14 protein-coding genes are annotated in these 13,327 nt (G+C 65.1%); 5 read left to right on the top strand and 9 right to left on the bottom strand.

Annotated features, from left to right (window positions below; all coding sequences use genetic code 11):
- Nucleotides 1–22 precede the first annotated feature (22 nt).
- Together BLW71_RS33660 and BLW71_RS33655 are read left to right on the top strand one after the other, a co-directional pair.
- A complete protein-coding gene (locus BLW71_RS33660; protein WP_091807355.1) occupies nt 23–1,303 on the top strand; it encodes an NAD(P)/FAD-dependent oxidoreductase in 1,281 nt (426 codons plus the stop codon).
- 94 nt (nt 1,304–1,397) lie between these two features.
- On the top strand, nt 1,398–2,093 hold the full coding sequence (locus tag BLW71_RS33655; protein ID WP_091807353.1) for a TetR/AcrR family transcriptional regulator: 696 nt from the start codon (nt 1,398–1,400) through the stop codon (nt 2,091–2,093).
- Nucleotides 2,094–2,165: 72 nt separating this feature from the next.
- On the opposite strand, the gene BLW71_RS33650 is transcribed toward BLW71_RS33655, so the two are convergent.
- The 3 genes from BLW71_RS33650 to aroQ are packed head-to-tail and all read right to left on the bottom strand — an operon-like array spanning nt 2,166 to nt 4,918.
- Nucleotides 2,166–3,542 (bottom strand): MFS transporter, encoded by a 1,377-nt coding sequence (locus tag BLW71_RS33650; protein ID WP_091807351.1) that lies wholly within the window; start codon nt 3,540–3,542, stop codon nt 2,166–2,168.
- A gap of 45 nt (nt 3,543–3,587) precedes the next feature.
- Complete coding sequence (locus tag BLW71_RS33645) at nt 3,588–4,466, bottom strand: shikimate dehydrogenase (RefSeq protein WP_091807349.1); 879 nt, start codon at nt 4,464–4,466, stop codon at nt 3,588–3,590.
- On the bottom strand, nt 4,463–4,918 hold the full coding sequence (aroQ, locus tag BLW71_RS33640) for a type II 3-dehydroquinate dehydratase (RefSeq protein ID WP_091807347.1): 456 nt from the start codon (nt 4,916–4,918) through the stop codon (nt 4,463–4,465). Before aroQ ends, BLW71_RS33645 begins: the two co-directional genes overlap by 4 nt.
- A gap of 320 nt (nt 4,919–5,238) precedes the next feature.
- On the opposite strand from aroQ, the gene BLW71_RS33635 reads away from it, so the two are divergent.
- From BLW71_RS33635 to BLW71_RS33625, 3 genes are all read left to right on the top strand, one after another.
- Nucleotides 5,239–7,122, top strand: coding sequence for a bifunctional sugar phosphate isomerase/epimerase/4-hydroxyphenylpyruvate dioxygenase family protein (locus BLW71_RS33635; protein WP_091807345.1), 1,884 nt, complete (start codon nt 5,239–5,241; stop codon nt 7,120–7,122).
- 191 nt (nt 7,123–7,313) lie between these two features.
- Nucleotides 7,314–7,646, top strand: a complete 333-nt coding sequence (locus tag BLW71_RS33630; RefSeq protein ID WP_091807342.1) for a YdgH/BhsA/McbA family protein — start codon at nt 7,314–7,316, stop codon at nt 7,644–7,646.
- A gap of 156 nt (nt 7,647–7,802) precedes the next feature.
- Nucleotides 7,803–8,063, top strand: a complete 261-nt coding sequence (locus tag BLW71_RS33625; protein ID WP_091807340.1) for a hypothetical protein — start codon at nt 7,803–7,805, stop codon at nt 8,061–8,063.
- Between the two features lie 108 nt (nt 8,064–8,171).
- Here the strand turns inward: BLW71_RS33625 and BLW71_RS33620 are convergent, their stop codons facing one another.
- The 6 genes from BLW71_RS33620 to BLW71_RS33595 form a co-directional block, all read right to left on the bottom strand.
- Complete coding sequence (locus BLW71_RS33620; protein WP_007177862.1) at nt 8,172–8,501, bottom strand: hypothetical protein; 330 nt, start codon at nt 8,499–8,501, stop codon at nt 8,172–8,174.
- 10 nt (nt 8,502–8,511) lie between these two features.
- Nucleotides 8,512–9,279 (bottom strand): AraC family transcriptional regulator, encoded by a 768-nt coding sequence (locus BLW71_RS33615; protein ID WP_091809195.1) that lies wholly within the window; start codon nt 9,277–9,279, stop codon nt 8,512–8,514.
- Between the two features lie 154 nt (nt 9,280–9,433).
- Entirely contained in the window at nt 9,434–10,717 is a 1,284-nt protein-coding gene (locus BLW71_RS33610; RefSeq protein WP_091807338.1) for an FAD-dependent oxidoreductase, read from the bottom strand.
- Nucleotides 10,718–10,799: 82 nt separating this feature from the next.
- The gene (locus BLW71_RS33605) at nt 10,800–11,078 is read right to left on the bottom strand and encodes a (2Fe-2S)-binding protein (RefSeq protein ID WP_091807336.1); all 279 of its coding nucleotides are present in this window, start codon (nt 11,076–11,078) and stop codon (nt 10,800–10,802) included.
- On the bottom strand, nt 11,068–12,198 hold the full coding sequence (locus BLW71_RS33600; RefSeq protein ID WP_091807334.1) for an NAD(P)/FAD-dependent oxidoreductase: 1,131 nt from the start codon (nt 12,196–12,198) through the stop codon (nt 11,068–11,070). Before BLW71_RS33600 ends, BLW71_RS33605 begins: the two co-directional genes overlap by 11 nt.
- Nucleotides 12,195–13,151: a 4-hydroxyproline epimerase gene (locus BLW71_RS33595; RefSeq protein ID WP_091809192.1), complete on the bottom strand. Its 957-nt coding sequence runs from the start codon at nt 13,149–13,151 to the stop codon at nt 12,195–12,197. Before BLW71_RS33595 ends, BLW71_RS33600 begins: the two co-directional genes overlap by 4 nt.
- Between the last annotated feature and the right edge of the window lie 176 nt (nt 13,152–13,327).

Here is a 13,327-nt window from a genome sequence, read left to right as displayed (position 1 = left end):
CGATTGCCGCTACCCTAGCCCTATGCAAAGCTTTTACGAAGCCACTGTCACGCGTTCGTCCGCCTATGCGCCGCTGGCCGGGCGCCGTAGCGCCCATGTCTGCATCATCGGCGGCGGTCTCGCGGGATTGTCCACGGCATTGGGACTCGCCGAGCGGGGCGTCGCCGACGTCACCGTGCTCGAAGCCCGTCAGGTCGGGTTCGGCGCCTCCGGGCGCAACGGCGGGTTCGTGTTCGGCGGCTACAGCCTCGATTGCGCAGATCTGCTGAAAACCCTCGGCGCGGCTCGCGCCCGCGAGCTGTATACGCTGACCACCGACGCCGTCGATCTGATGAGAAAGCGCATCGCGCGCTATCGCATCGACTGCGACGCGACCGACGCTGGCGTGATCCTCGCCAACTGGTTCGACGAACCGGCGCGGCTCGAGTCGCAGCGTCGCCTCATGCGCGATTCGTTCGGCGTCGAGTGGGAACCGGTGACGGCGGAACAGTTGGCTTCGCAGCTCAAGACGCGCCGTTATCACGGCGGGCTATTCGAGCGTAACGCGTTCCACTTTCATCCGCTCAAATACGTGCTCGGCGTGGCCGGCGCCGCGGCCCGTGCCGGCGTACAGATTCATGAGCACTCGCCGGTCGTGCGTCTGCAGCGCGATGGCGACGGGTTCGTGGTGCACACACAGCACGGCGCGCTGGAAGCGCGCCACGTCGTGATGGCGGGCGGCGGCTACGCGCGGCACGTCTACCCGCGCGTCGAACGCGCGGTGCTGCCGATCGCCACCTACGTGATGGCCACCGAGCCGCTCGGCGCACGCCTGAAAGATGCGATCGACACCCGCGCCGCCGTCTACGACACCCGCTTCGCCTTCGACTATTACCGGCCGCTGCCCGACACTCGCATTCTGTGGGGCGGCCGCATTTCGGTGCGTGACCGCGCGCCCGAGGTGATCGCGCGGCTCTTGCGGCGCGATCTGCTCAAGGTTTATCCGCAACTGCACGACGTGCGTATCGAACACGCATGGGGCGGCCTGATGAGCTATGCGCGGCACAAGATGCCGCAAATCGGCCGCAGCACCGACGGCGTCTGGTATGCGGTCGGCTTCGGCGGGCACGGCATGGCGCCGACTACCGTGTCCGGCGAACTGCTGGCGGCGGCCATTGCGGGCGAGCGTCCGGTGCCCGAGGCATTCGCGTCTTTCGGTTTGACTCCGACGTATGGCGCGTTGGGTCTCGCGGCGGCGCAACTCACCTACACCGCGATGCAGACGCGCGACGCGCTCGCCGCGCGCCGCAGGCCCACTGTTTGACGTTGGCCAATACACGGCCGCTTATGCCCGGGACCCGCGTCGGACGCCAGTTTGGCCATGCTAGAATGCGCCGTCACTGCCGCTCGAATACACAATGAAAAAGGGAAGCAAGGCTGCCGAGCCTGATACCAACGGCATCCCGTCCGACAGTCCGCGTACCGACACCCGGCGCAAGTACGATCCCGAACAGACGAAGCGCAACATCCTCGAGGTCGCGACCCAGGAGTTCTCCGCGATGGGATTGACTGGCGCGCGCGTCGACGCGATCGCGGAGCGTACGAACACCACCAAGCGCATGCTGTACTACTACTTCGGCAGCAAGGAAGGGTTGTACCAGGCGGTGCTGGAAAAGGTGTACGGAGACATTCGCGCGCTCGAACAGGATCTGCACGTCAGCGAACTCGACCCGATCGAGGGAATGCGCGCGCTAGTCGAGTTCACGTTCGACTATCACGACCGTCAGCGCGATTTCGTGCGGCTCGTCACCATCGAAAATATTCACGGCGCCAAGTACGTCGAGCAGGTCAAGAGCTTCAAAGGCCGCAACGTCACCGTGATTCATACGATCGAAGACCTGCTCAAGCGCGGTATCGCGACCGGACAATTCCGCAGCGACCTCGATCCGATCGATCTGCATTTGCTGATCAGCTCGCTGTGCTTTCACCGCGTCGGCAATCGCCATACCTTCGGCGCGGCGTTCGGGCGCGATCCGTCGCATCCGCGCTTGCGCGCGCGGCATCGCGCCATGATCGTCGATGCCGTACTGCGTTTCGTGCGCAAGGACGACTGAGGCAAGCCTCAAAGTAAAAAACGGGACGTAGCTCGCGCCACGTCCCGTTTTTTTCGTCCGGTCCCGGACCGCTCAATCCACCAGCACGATCCGCTTGATATCGCCGACGATAAAGATGTACGACAGCGCGCCGACCAGCGCAATCGCGCCGATGAACACCAGCGCGCCGACAAACGAGCCGGTTGCCGCGACGATGAAACCCACCACCAGCGGCGTCACGATGCCGGCCAGGTTGGCGGCGAAGTTGAAGATGCCGCCGGTCACGCCGAGCAGGCCTTCCGGCGCGATGTCCGACACCAGCGTCCAACCCAGCGCCGCCATGCCCTGCGCAAAAAACGCCACCGACAGAATCGCGATCACCGCCACGTTGCTCTCGACATAGTTGGCGAGAACGATAGTCGACGCGAGCAGCAGCCCGGCAATGATCGGCAGCTTGCGCGCCACGTTCGCCGACTTGCCGCGGCGCAGCAGCCAGTCGGAGAAAATGCCACCGAACATCACGCCGATCGACGCGGCAATGAACGGCATGATCGCGAAGAAGCCGATCTTCAGCCATGCCATGTGGCGTTCGGTGGCGAGATAGGTCGGGAACCAGGTCAGGAAGAACACCAGCGTCGAGTTACCGGCGAACTGGCCGAGACAGATGCCGGCCAGTTGACGATGCTTGAGCAGCCGTCCAATGGTGCGCCATTCGAAGCCGCTCTTCGCCTTCGCCGCCGCACCTGTGGCGTCCGATGCATCGCCGCTCTTCTTCGCGCTCGTGAGACCGCCGCCCGCTTCGATATAGTCGAGTTCCGCCTGATTCGCCGACGGGTGATCGCGCGGCTCACGATAGAACATCCACCAGATCACGCCGAACACGAGTCCGACGCCGCCCACCACGTAGAACAGCGAGCGCCAGCCGAAAACGCCCATCAGCATGAACAGGAACGGGCTGAAAAAAGCCAGGCCGATGTATTCGCCGACCGTGTACGTGCCCGTCGCCATGGCGCGTTCGCTCTGCGGGAACCACGTGGCGACCACCCGGCTATTGGTCGGAAAACACGGCGCTTCCGAGACGCCCAGGCCGAGCCGGAACGCGAACAGCCCGCCGATGCCGTGCACCAGCCCTTGCGCGAGCGTGCACAGCGACCAGAAGGTCATCGACAGAAAATAAGTGAGCTTGCTGCCGAAGCGGTCGAGAAACAGACCGCCCGGAATCTGCGAGGCCACATAGCTCCACGAAAACACCGAGAAAAGCAGCCCCATGAGCGCGGCGTTGATGCCGAGCTCTTTGGTCAACTGCGGCGCGGCGATGCCGAGCACCGTCCGGTCGAGATAATTGATCATCGTTCCGACCGCGAGCAGCGCCAGAATCTGATAGCGGGCTTTCGAGCGGCGCGCGGTGCTTACCGCGGCGCCTTTCGGCGTCGCGGCGTCGGCCTGGGTGGATGAAATGGGTTGCTGCATGTGGTGATCGTCTCCTCTGCTTGTTAGCGGTTGGTGCGCTGCCGCTTAGCGTTGCAGCAACGATTGAAAATGGCTGTACACCCGCTCGGCGTCGGGTTCGAGACCGGTGAAGATGCGCATGGCGTCGACCGCCTGATACACCGCCATGCCGCCGCCGCTCAGCGTGCGGCAGCCGATTGCTTCGGCCGCCTCCAGCAGCGCGGTGCGGATCGGAAAATAGACGATGTCCGCCACCCACAAATCGCGGTGCAGCAATTCGACCGGCAGGGGCAAGCCGGGCAATTTCGCCATGCCGGTGGGGGTGGCGTGAATCAGGCCATTGGCGGCCGCGAGCGACTCGGCGAGCGAACTGCCGGCGCTGACCGCGGCGGCAGGAAAACGCTTCTGCAATTCCTCGGCTAGCGAGGCGGCGCGCGTGGCATCCACATCGAATAGCGTGAGCGATTTCGCGCCCATGTTCAGCGCGGCGTGCGCGACCGCCGCGCCGGCGCCGCCCGCGCCCAGTTGCACGACGCGCTCCAGCGACACGTCCGGCAAGCCGCGCTGGAACGCGCGGGCGAAACCGGACCAGTCCGTGTTGTGGCCGATACGTTTGCCGTCCTTGAACAGGACCGTGTTGACCGCGCCGAGCGCGCGCGCGTCGTCGGACAGTTCGTCGAGCAGGGGAATTACGGCCTGCTTGCACGGATATGTGATGTTCAGGCCGTTGAAGCCCATGCGTTCGGCGGCCGTGAGCAGATCAGGCAGTGCGGCGATGTCGAGCTTCAACGCTTCCAGGTCGATACGCCGGTACACGTAGTGCAGGCCGAGCTTGCTGCCCTCTTCCTCGTGCATCGCGGGCGTCAGCGATCCGCCAATGCCCGATCCGATCAGACCGACCAGATAGGAATGAGGTGTTGCTTGTGAGTTCGCTTGTGAGTTCATTTCGCCGCCCTATGCTTAAGAATGCTGGCCATCCGCTCCAACGCCAGTACATAGCCTTGCGTGCCGCAACCGATGATGACCGCCTCCGCCACCGCCGACACGTACGAGTGGTGCCGGAACGCCTCGCGGCGATGCACGTTTGAAATATGCACTTCGATCACCGGCTTTTCGATCGCGGAAAGCGCGTCGGCGATGGCAACCGAGGTATGCGTGTAAGCCGCCGGATTGATCACGATGCCATCGACCTTGGTCCGCGACGCGTGCAGCCAGTCGATCAGTTGATGCTCGGCGTTCGACTGGCAGAAGTCGATCGACAGATCCAGCCGCTCGCCGGCATCGCGGCAGAGTTTCGCGATGTCGTCGAGCGTTTCCGAGCCGTAGATGGCCGGCTCGCGCGTGCCGAGCAAATTGAGATTCGGTCCATTGAGGACCAGTACGGAGGCAAAACTCATGAGATCCACTCCTGCAAAGTGAGGCCTGAAGCCAACCACGGCGACCGCGGTGCTCTGGCAACGTGACCGAAGTGTGCGCGCATTGGCCGCCGTCGTCATTCGGGGTTTCTACGAATTTGTACCATCTAGTTAGTTTGTATAAACTGTCGGAAACTTCGGTTAGCGTGGACCATTGTGGCCTGTGTCTTGCTGACATAAGTAACGAACTGGCCCATTTTGCGCAATGCAGCATGCCTGCCGCCGGCGCCTGCCAGTGCCGCGCGAGACGCCGTTGCGCGCCTTATCCAACAGCCGTTTGATTGTTTTTGCAGGAGCCGTCCATGCAACGTTCGATTGCCACCGTGTCGATCAGCGGAACCCTTGTCGAGAAGCTGACCGCGATCCAGGCGGCGGGCTTCGAAGGCGTCGAGATCTTCGAGAACGACTTGCTGTATTTCGACGGTTCGCCCGCCGACGTGCGGCGCATCGCCGAAGATCTCGGGCTGAAGATCATGCTGTTTCAGCCGTTTCGCGATTTCGACGGTGTCAGCCCGGAGCGCCTCGAGCGCAATCTCGACCGCGCAAAGCGCAAGTTCGACGTCATGCATGAACTGGGTACGGACCGCATTCTGGTGTGCAGCAACGTGTCGCCCGACACCATCGGCGACGATTCGCTGATGACCGACCAGCTCGGCGCGCTGGCCCGCGCCGCCCAGGCTGCCGGTGTGATCGCGGGCTACGAAGCGCTCGCGTGGGGCAAACACGTCAAGACGTACCGGCACGCGTGGAAACTCGTGAATGCCGTCAATCATCCCAATCTCGGGCTCGTGCTCGACAGCTTTCACACGCTTTCGTTGAACGACACGGTGGACGGTATCGCCGATATTCCGGGCGAACGCATCGCCTTCGTGCAGATCGCCGACGCGCCGAAGCTCGCCATGGACGTGCTCGAATGGAGCCGCCACTATCGCTGCTTCCCGGGCCAGGGCGATTTCGATCTCGCCAATTTCACCGCGCAGGTCGTGAAAACGGGCTATCGCGGGCCGCTTTCACTGGAAATCTTCAACGACGGCTTTCGCGCCGCGCCCACCACCATCACGGCCGCGGACGGCCATCGTTCGCTGCTGTTCCTCGAGGAGCAGACCCGCGCGCTGCTCGAATCCACGCAGCAGCCGGTCGGCGACCTGTACCGCTCGCCCGCGGCGCCCGCGCACGTCGGCTATCAGTTCCTCGAATTCGCCGTGGACCACGGCACGCGCGCGCAACTCGTCGACTGGCTCGGCAAACTGCGCTTTCGCGAGGCCGGCCGGCATCGTTCGAAAGAGGTCACGCTTTACCAGCACGGCGCGGCTTCGATCGTGCTGAACGCCGAGCCGGATTCGTTCGCCAATGCGTTTTTCCAGCAACATGGTTTGTCGCTGTGCGCGTCGGCGTTTCGCGTGGACGACGCCCATCAGGCGTTCGAGCGCGCCGCCGGCTTCGGCTACGCGCCGTTCTCCGGGCAGATCGGGCCGAACGAACGCGTGCTGCCCGCCGTGCAGGCGCCGGACAGCAGCCTGAATTATTTCGTCGACGAAACGCCGGATCAGCCCACCTTGTTCGAGGCCGATTTCGTTCTCACCGACATCAACGGTCCGACCGAAGTCGGGCCGCTCAGCCGTATCGACCATGTTTGCCTGTCGGTGCCGGCGAATTCGCTGGATACGTGGGTGCTGTTCCTGCGAACCGCCTTGGGGTTCGACGCCGAACCAGGCGTGCTGGTGCCCGATCCCTACGGTCTCGTACGCAGCCGCGCGCTGCGCAGCCGCGACGGCTCGGTGCGCATCGTGCTGAATGCCTCCGTGGACCATCACACGGCGGTAGCCGAGGCGCTGCACACGTATCACGGGTCCGGCCTGAACCACGTCGCTTTCAGCACCGGCGACATTTTCAGCGCGATGCCCGAGTTCGTCGCCGACGGCTTGCCGGTGTTGCGCATTCCGCGCAATTACTACGAGGATCTCGCCGCTCGCTACGCCTTGCCGGACGAGACGCTGGAGGCGCTGCGCGCCAATAACATCCTGTACGACCGCGACGAGCGGGGTGGCGAATTTTTCCACGCTTACACGGAACAGCTCGACCAGCGTTTCTTCATGGAAATCGTCGAGCGGCGCGGCGGTTACGACGGCTATGGCGCGGCCAATGCCGCCGTGCGGCTTGCCGCGCAAGCGCAGCGCCGCAAATAGGCTTTCCGGCGGGTCGCACAGGCACAGGAAGGTCCGTCCGGCGGGGCCAGCCGGGCACGGCGCGTGCGGCATCGACTGTGGAGCCGCGCCGCACCGATATAATGGCACCTGATTTCGCGGTCCATGCCGCGCGGCTGTGCCATGTGCGGGCGTCGCACGTACTGTCAGCCGAATGTAACGCCAGGAGAGATATGAAGAAGTTTGCCGTAGTCCTGTCAGTTCCCCTGCTTCTCAGCGCGTGTGCGTACTTCCAGAAGAATCCGGATGCCGGCGAGCCCGTCGCGGACACCACCACGCAGCGCTCCGTCAACGACGTGGTCTCGTGTCTGACGCAAGTGGCCTCCAGCCACAACGCCGCGTTCAAATCCACGGCGATTCCGCAAGGCCAGATGCTCGACTTCGGCGATTCGAATATCGTCAAAGTACGCAGCGACAATGGCGCCACGACTTACCGTTTCTACGCGGGCAAACGCCACGTGAACAACCTGTGGATCGAGACAGCGGGCAAAACCTGCGCCCCGTAAGGGTTTGCGGCCGAAAGCGCGTGTAAGTGTGACAAACGGTAACTTGGGTCGGTGCAATCTTCGTGTCACGGTGTTACAGGATAATGGTGTCTTAAGAATCGTTTAAGACTTCGTCCGCATCATCCAGTCGACACTAACCCGCACAAGGTGCGCACCATGAACCAGCCCGATTCGAACACTAACGACGCCGCGGCGCCGGCAAAGCGGCCTACCATCCTGCGCCGCTTGCTGAGCCACCACGAACTGGCGACGTTGCTGCTGTTGCTGCACGCGCCGATCGACGCGTCCGCCAAACCCGAGATTCCGCAGCTTCACGAAGCCGGACTGATTGAAACGGTTTCCAGCGACGCCGGCAATTCGCATATCCGTTTGACGCCTGAAGGCAACGCCGTGCTGCGTGGCCTCGGTGTGAAGTAACGCGCGCCGCGATAACCGCATTCAAAGGCGCGCGCCCAGGCTTGAGCCCCTTAGGCGGTCAAGCGGTGACGAGCCCCGCTGACAAACGCCACGGCCGGATCGCGCAACTCACGCCTGCCACACGCCGTAGCCCGCTTCGCGCAGTCCAATCGCCAGTTCCACTTCCATATCCTGTGCGCCGCGGTAAGGCATGGGATTGAACACCTCATATAACTCAGGCACGAGCCGCAACCCGTAATCGCGCACATAGCGATTGGCCTGAATGCCGGCCTTATGCCGGTCAAAGCGTAGATCCGGGTCCAGTCCCGTCATACCCACATAGACGCAAGGCTTGTCGAACCGGTAGTCCGGATTCGCGCGCCGAAAGCGCGCCTCGTTCCACACCTTGTCGTCCAGCGCGACGACGTAGACATAGTAGTGATGCTTGCGACGAGCCATGTCCGGCGATTCAGCTCCGCGAAGTGCCGTGCAGCAGCATGCGGTATTCGGTCGGCGTCACGCCGACGGTCGCCTTGAATTGTCTCGTGAACGCGCTGTGGTCGGTGTAGCCGCACAGCGCGGCGACGTCGGTGACCTTGTCGTGCGAGACCAGCAGCGCCGTCGCGGCGTCAAGCCGGGCCTTCAGCAAGACCTGGCGCGGCGTCAGATGAAACACCTTGTGAAAATAGCGCTCCAGTTGCGCGACCGACATATCGGCCATCGCCGCAAGCTGCTTCAGATTCAAAGGCTGAACGTAGTTTGCCTGGATGGACTGCACCACCGCGGCGAGTCGGCTGTAGGCCGGATGACTGCTTTCGTCCGCTTTCAGGTCGCGGGAAATGCCGGCGAGGCCGACCACCTTGCCCGCCGCATCCCGCAGCGGCTGCTTGCAGGTCAGACACCAGCCCGGCTGCCTGCCGGGATACAGATGCAGTTCCAGTTGGTCGATCAGCTGATTGCCGACGTTGATGATCGCCTTGTCCTGCGCCGTATAGATGCGCCCAAAGCGGCGCGGAAACACGTCCTCGGCGGTCTTGCCGAGCAGCGCCGCCTTTTCCTTGAAGCCACAGCGGGACGCGAGCGTGCGGTTCACCAGCGCATAGCGCGCCTCGGCGTCCTTGACGAAGAACACGACATCCGGCATCGCGTCGAACACCGGCTCCAGCAGCCTGAAGTGCGACAGCATGCCGGACAGCGTTGCGTCGTCCGTATCGAGCGGATGAGCCAGCGTGTTCATCATGCGGGTCTCGTTGGTCCGTGCGTTGATGGGGCATTGGAGGGCGCGACCGCCGTTGCAGGATGGCGGTCGACGCGTGCGATCGATTATAGGTCCGCGCCGCGGCCGAACAATATCCGCCGGCCAGCGTCCACACGGCCTGTGGGCGAACAGCTTATTCGGTTGGCGGCGGCTCCACATTCGCCGCCATCAAGGTGCCGATTTGCGCCGGGCTGAAAGGCGGGCGCGGCGCCGCGGCCTCCCAACCGAAATACAGGCTCGCCGCCGCGCCGCAAATCCTTCCCTGACAGGCGCCCATGCCGCAGCGGGTATGCAGCTTGGCGTCGCGCGAGTTCGCAAACTCGCGGACTTCGCCGATGCTCACGTCCTCGCAGCGGCACAGCAGCGTGGCGTCAGCGGGCGGCGTGCGTGCGGCGGCGCGCAGGGCGAAGGCCGCGTCGACGCGTCGGCCGAACCCGCGCCATCGCGCCCGCTGCGTGTCGAGCGCCGCGTGGACCGCTGCCGCGCCGCTTGCAGCGAGGCCGGCGATCTCGCCCTCCACACCGGCCAGCTCGGCGCCGCCGACCCCGGTACACTCGCCCGCCGCGAACACGTTCTCCACCGATGTGCGCTGTTCGCCGTCGACGACAATCTCGCCCGCCTCGCCAATCGCGCAGCCGAGCGCTTGCGCCAGCGTGACGTTCGGCACGAGCCCATAGCCGCACGCGATGCGGTCGCAATCGAGCGTGACGCGCCTCCCCGGCCCGCGCGCGATGGTGACACGCTCGACGCGGCCGTCCCCATGCGCCGCTTCGACGATACTGCCGGTCCAGTAATTCAGGCCCGCGAACCCGCGCGTCATGCCGACGGCTTGCCGCAACTTGGCGGGCTCGGCCAGCAGGGAGACGCCGAAACGCGCGACGTCGAACGCCGACGCCTGCTCCACCACCGCCACCACCTGCGCCCCCGCCGCGCGCGCCGTGGCGAGCGCGGCGATCAGCAACGGACCGCTGCCGGCAATCACGATCCGCTCGCCACGCACCGGCATGCCGCCCTTGATGAGCGCCTGCAGCGCGCCCGCGCCGGTCACGCCCGGCAATGTCCAGCCTGGGAATGGCAAGAGCCGCTCTCGCGCGCCGGTCGCAAGAATCAGGCGCTCATACGCGATACACGTGCCGCCGTGCTGCGCGGATTCGAGCAACAACCCGCGTGAATCCAGCGGCGCAACCACGCGAGTCGACGGCCAATGCGTGAGGTTGCCTTGCCCGCTCAGCGCGTCGAGGAGGTGACGCAACGGCGCTTGCGGCGAATCGCCCGGACCTTGCCGCCAGATCTGGCCGCCGGCGCGTGGATTGTCGTCCAGCAGAGCGACCGTGGCTCCCGTGCGCGCGGCAGCGTGCGCGGCGTTCAAGCCGGCCGGACCCGCGCCGACAATGACGATCTCGAAGTGTTGTTTCATAGTGTGGCTGGCACGTCGTCGAGTCGGCCGAGACGGGATTGCGCCAGAGAACGCCCTCCGCCTTCGATGTCGAATGGCTGTTTCAAGGCATGTTCACCGCAACGTTGGTACGAACGACCTGGTCCTGCCGGCACACGGCCTGGCACGCCAGCACATGCGCCCGGCCGTCGATCGTCACGCGACATTCCTGGCACACGCCCATGCCGCACAGCGCGGCGCGAGGCTCGCCGCTCACCGAGATCCGCGTGCTGCGAATACCCGCCAGCACGAGCGCAGCGGCCACGGTCGTGCCGGGCGCGACAGCGATACTCCGGCCGTCGATCGTCAAGTGGATGCTTGCCGCGTCGCTGCTACGAGTCATGGGCCACCTTTCGGGCAAAACGCTTAGGTAGATAAGGCTCGACCGCAATCGGCGCGACGCTCGCCACGATCTGCGCGGCAAGCAGCTTCGCGCTCGCGAGCGAGGTCGTCACGCCCAGGCCCTCGTGCCCGACGGCAAGCCATACGCCGGGCGCGAAATCGCCGGCCGTGCCGATCATCGGCAGGCCGTCCGGCGTGGCCGCGCGAAATCCGGTCCACGCGCGAATGCCGTTGAGCGTCGGCAGCACAGGCAGGTAGTGCGCGGCGCGCTGCAGCATCTGCGCGAGCACGGGCATGTCGACGGCGGGATCGGTGCTGTCGAACTGGCGCGACGAGCCGATCAGCAATTGCCCCGTGGGCCGCGGTTGCGCATTGAACGCCACCGACGTGCCCGCCGCGTGATGCGCGCTCTTGATGTAGCCGAGTTCGAGCAACTGATTCCGGATCAGGCCAGGATAGCGGTCCGTGATCAGCAGGTGGCCCTTTTTCGGCTGCAGCGGCAGCGACGGCACGAGGTGCTGCGCGCCCAGACCATTGGCAACGACGACGTGCGCCGCGCCGACACGTTCGCCGTCGGCAAGCGTGAGGCCGTTCGCGCCGATCGAGGTCACCTCCGCACCCAGGCACACGCGAATATTTGCGGCGGCCGGCGATTGCGTCAGCAGCCATTCGGCAACGGTCGGCGCATACACGATGCTGTCGTGTTCAATGCGCAAACCGCCCGCCATCGACGCCGCCAGTGCCGGCTCGCAAGCCCGCAACGCGGCCGCGTCGAGCAGTTGCGCTGTCATGCCTTGAGCCTCGAACGCGGCATGCATCGCGCGGGCGGCGTGTTGCTCTTCTTCGTCCGCTGCGACCCAGAGCGTGCCGCAGCGCGCGAACGCGTCGCGCGCGCGCAGCTGCGGCGCGAGTTCAAGCCACAAGTCTCGTGAATACCGACTCAGCGCGAATTCCGCCGGCGAGTCGTTCATCACGACGATGTGGCCCATGCCCGCCGCCGTCGCTCCGCCGCCGATGCCCCGCGCGTCGAACACGTCGACCCGCATGCCGAGCGCCGCCAGTTCCGCCGCGCACGCCGCGCCGACAATGCCGGCCCCGACGATCAACACGTCTGCCGTCATGCCGTGCGGATGCCCCACGCAAAGGGATCACGCTCGTCGAAGCACAGGCGCGCTTCCGCCGTAATGTAGGCGTGGCCGGTAATGGTGGGAATCACGTGGACGGCGTCGCCGGCATGGCGATAGCTCGCCTCGAACACGCTGCCGATAATGCTTTCCTGCCGCCACACGGCCCCTTCGGCCAGCTTGCCGTCGGCGGCGAGACAGGCCACTTTGGCGCTGGTGCCCGTGCCGCATGGCGAGCGGTCGTACGCATTGCCGGGACAGAGCACGAAGCTGCGGCTGTCGATACCGTCGCGCGAACCGGGGCCAAAGAGTTCGATGTGGTCGATCAAGGCACCCTCCGCGCCGGTGATGCGCTGTGCGATCAGCGCGTCGCGAATCGCTCCGCTGAACGCCGTCAATTCGCCGATACGCGAAGCCTCCAACGCGCGCCCATGATCGGCGACGAGAAAGAACCAGTTGCCGCCCCAGCCGATGTCGCCCGTCAGCACGCCGTGGCCCGGCACCTCCACCTGCACGGACTCGCGATAGCGATAGGCCGGCACGTTGCGTACGGCGACGCTGCCATCCTCGTTGAGCGTCGCTTCGACAACGCCGACCGGCGTCTCGATCCGATGGCGCCCCGGCCCGATCCGTCCCAGGTGCGCGAGCGAGACGACGAGCCCGATCGTGCCGTGCCCGCACATGCCGAGGTAGCCGACGTTGTTGAAAAAGATCACGCCGGCCGCGCACGTGGGATCGTCGGGCTCGCAGAGCAGCGCGCCCACCACCACATCCGAGCCGCGCGGCTCGGTGACGATGCCCGCGCGCCAGTCGTCGAAGTGCGTGCGGAATACTTCGAGCCGTTGCGCCAGCGTACCGCCGCCGAGATCCGGGCCGCCCGACACCACGAGGCGGGTCGGTTCACCGCCGGTGTGCGAGTCGATGATGTTTAAGGTTTTCATGATCGTCATGGTAGAAACGGCGGACAGCCGAGTCTTGGTGTGCTTAAGCGCGGATTGTGACGATTTCGGCATAGTCAACTGAACGTGCGGCGACCTCGCGCTCTCAATAGATAGCGGTCCGGCAGCGTCTGCCGGACGCGCACGGAGAGCGGCCTGCCGCGGGTGGCGTCGTGCTAGCCATGCAC

The sequence above is a fragment of the Burkholderia sp. WP9 genome (assembly GCF_900104795.1).
GTDB lineage: Bacteria > Pseudomonadota > Gammaproteobacteria > Burkholderiales > Burkholderiaceae > Paraburkholderia.
The sequence above is the reverse complement of the archived record's forward strand: the minus strand, read 5'-3'. Positions and strand labels throughout refer to the sequence as shown.

Bases quoted from the DNA above. Each gene is read 5' to 3' on its own strand.
- BLW71_RS33660 (WP_091807355.1), top strand. From the start codon at position 23: ATGCAAAGCTTTTACGAAGCCACTGTCACGCGTTCGTCCGCCTATGCG.
- BLW71_RS33655 (WP_091807353.1), top strand. From the start codon at position 1,398: ATGAAAAAGGGAAGCAAGGCTGCCGAGCCTGATACCAACGGCATCCCG.
- BLW71_RS33650 (WP_091807351.1), bottom strand. From the start codon at position 3,542: ATGCAGCAACCCATTTCATCCACCCAGGCCGACGCCGCGACGCCGAAA.
- BLW71_RS33645 (WP_091807349.1), bottom strand. From the start codon at position 4,466: ATGAACTCACAAGCGAACTCACAAGCAACACCTCATTCCTATCTGGTC.
- aroQ (WP_091807347.1), bottom strand. From the start codon at position 4,918: ATGAGTTTTGCCTCCGTACTGGTCCTCAATGGACCGAATCTCAATTTG.
- BLW71_RS33635 (WP_091807345.1), top strand. From the start codon at position 5,239: ATGCAACGTTCGATTGCCACCGTGTCGATCAGCGGAACCCTTGTCGAG.
- BLW71_RS33630 (WP_091807342.1), top strand. From the start codon at position 7,314: ATGAAGAAGTTTGCCGTAGTCCTGTCAGTTCCCCTGCTTCTCAGCGCG.
- BLW71_RS33625 (WP_091807340.1), top strand. From the start codon at position 7,803: ATGAACCAGCCCGATTCGAACACTAACGACGCCGCGGCGCCGGCAAAG.
- BLW71_RS33620 (WP_007177862.1), bottom strand. From the start codon at position 8,501: ATGGCTCGTCGCAAGCATCACTACTATGTCTACGTCGTCGCGCTGGAC.
- BLW71_RS33615 (WP_091809195.1), bottom strand. From the start codon at position 9,279: ATGAACACGCTGGCTCATCCGCTCGATACGGACGACGCAACGCTGTCC.
- BLW71_RS33610 (WP_091807338.1), bottom strand. From the start codon at position 10,717: ATGAAACAACACTTCGAGATCGTCATTGTCGGCGCGGGTCCGGCCGGC.
- BLW71_RS33605 (WP_091807336.1), bottom strand. From the start codon at position 11,078: ATGACTCGTAGCAGCGACGCGGCAAGCATCCACTTGACGATCGACGGC.
- BLW71_RS33600 (WP_091807334.1), bottom strand. From the start codon at position 12,198: ATGACGGCAGACGTGTTGATCGTCGGGGCCGGCATTGTCGGCGCGGCG.
- BLW71_RS33595 (WP_091809192.1), bottom strand. From the start codon at position 13,151: ATGACGATCATGAAAACCTTAAACATCATCGACTCGCACACCGGCGGT.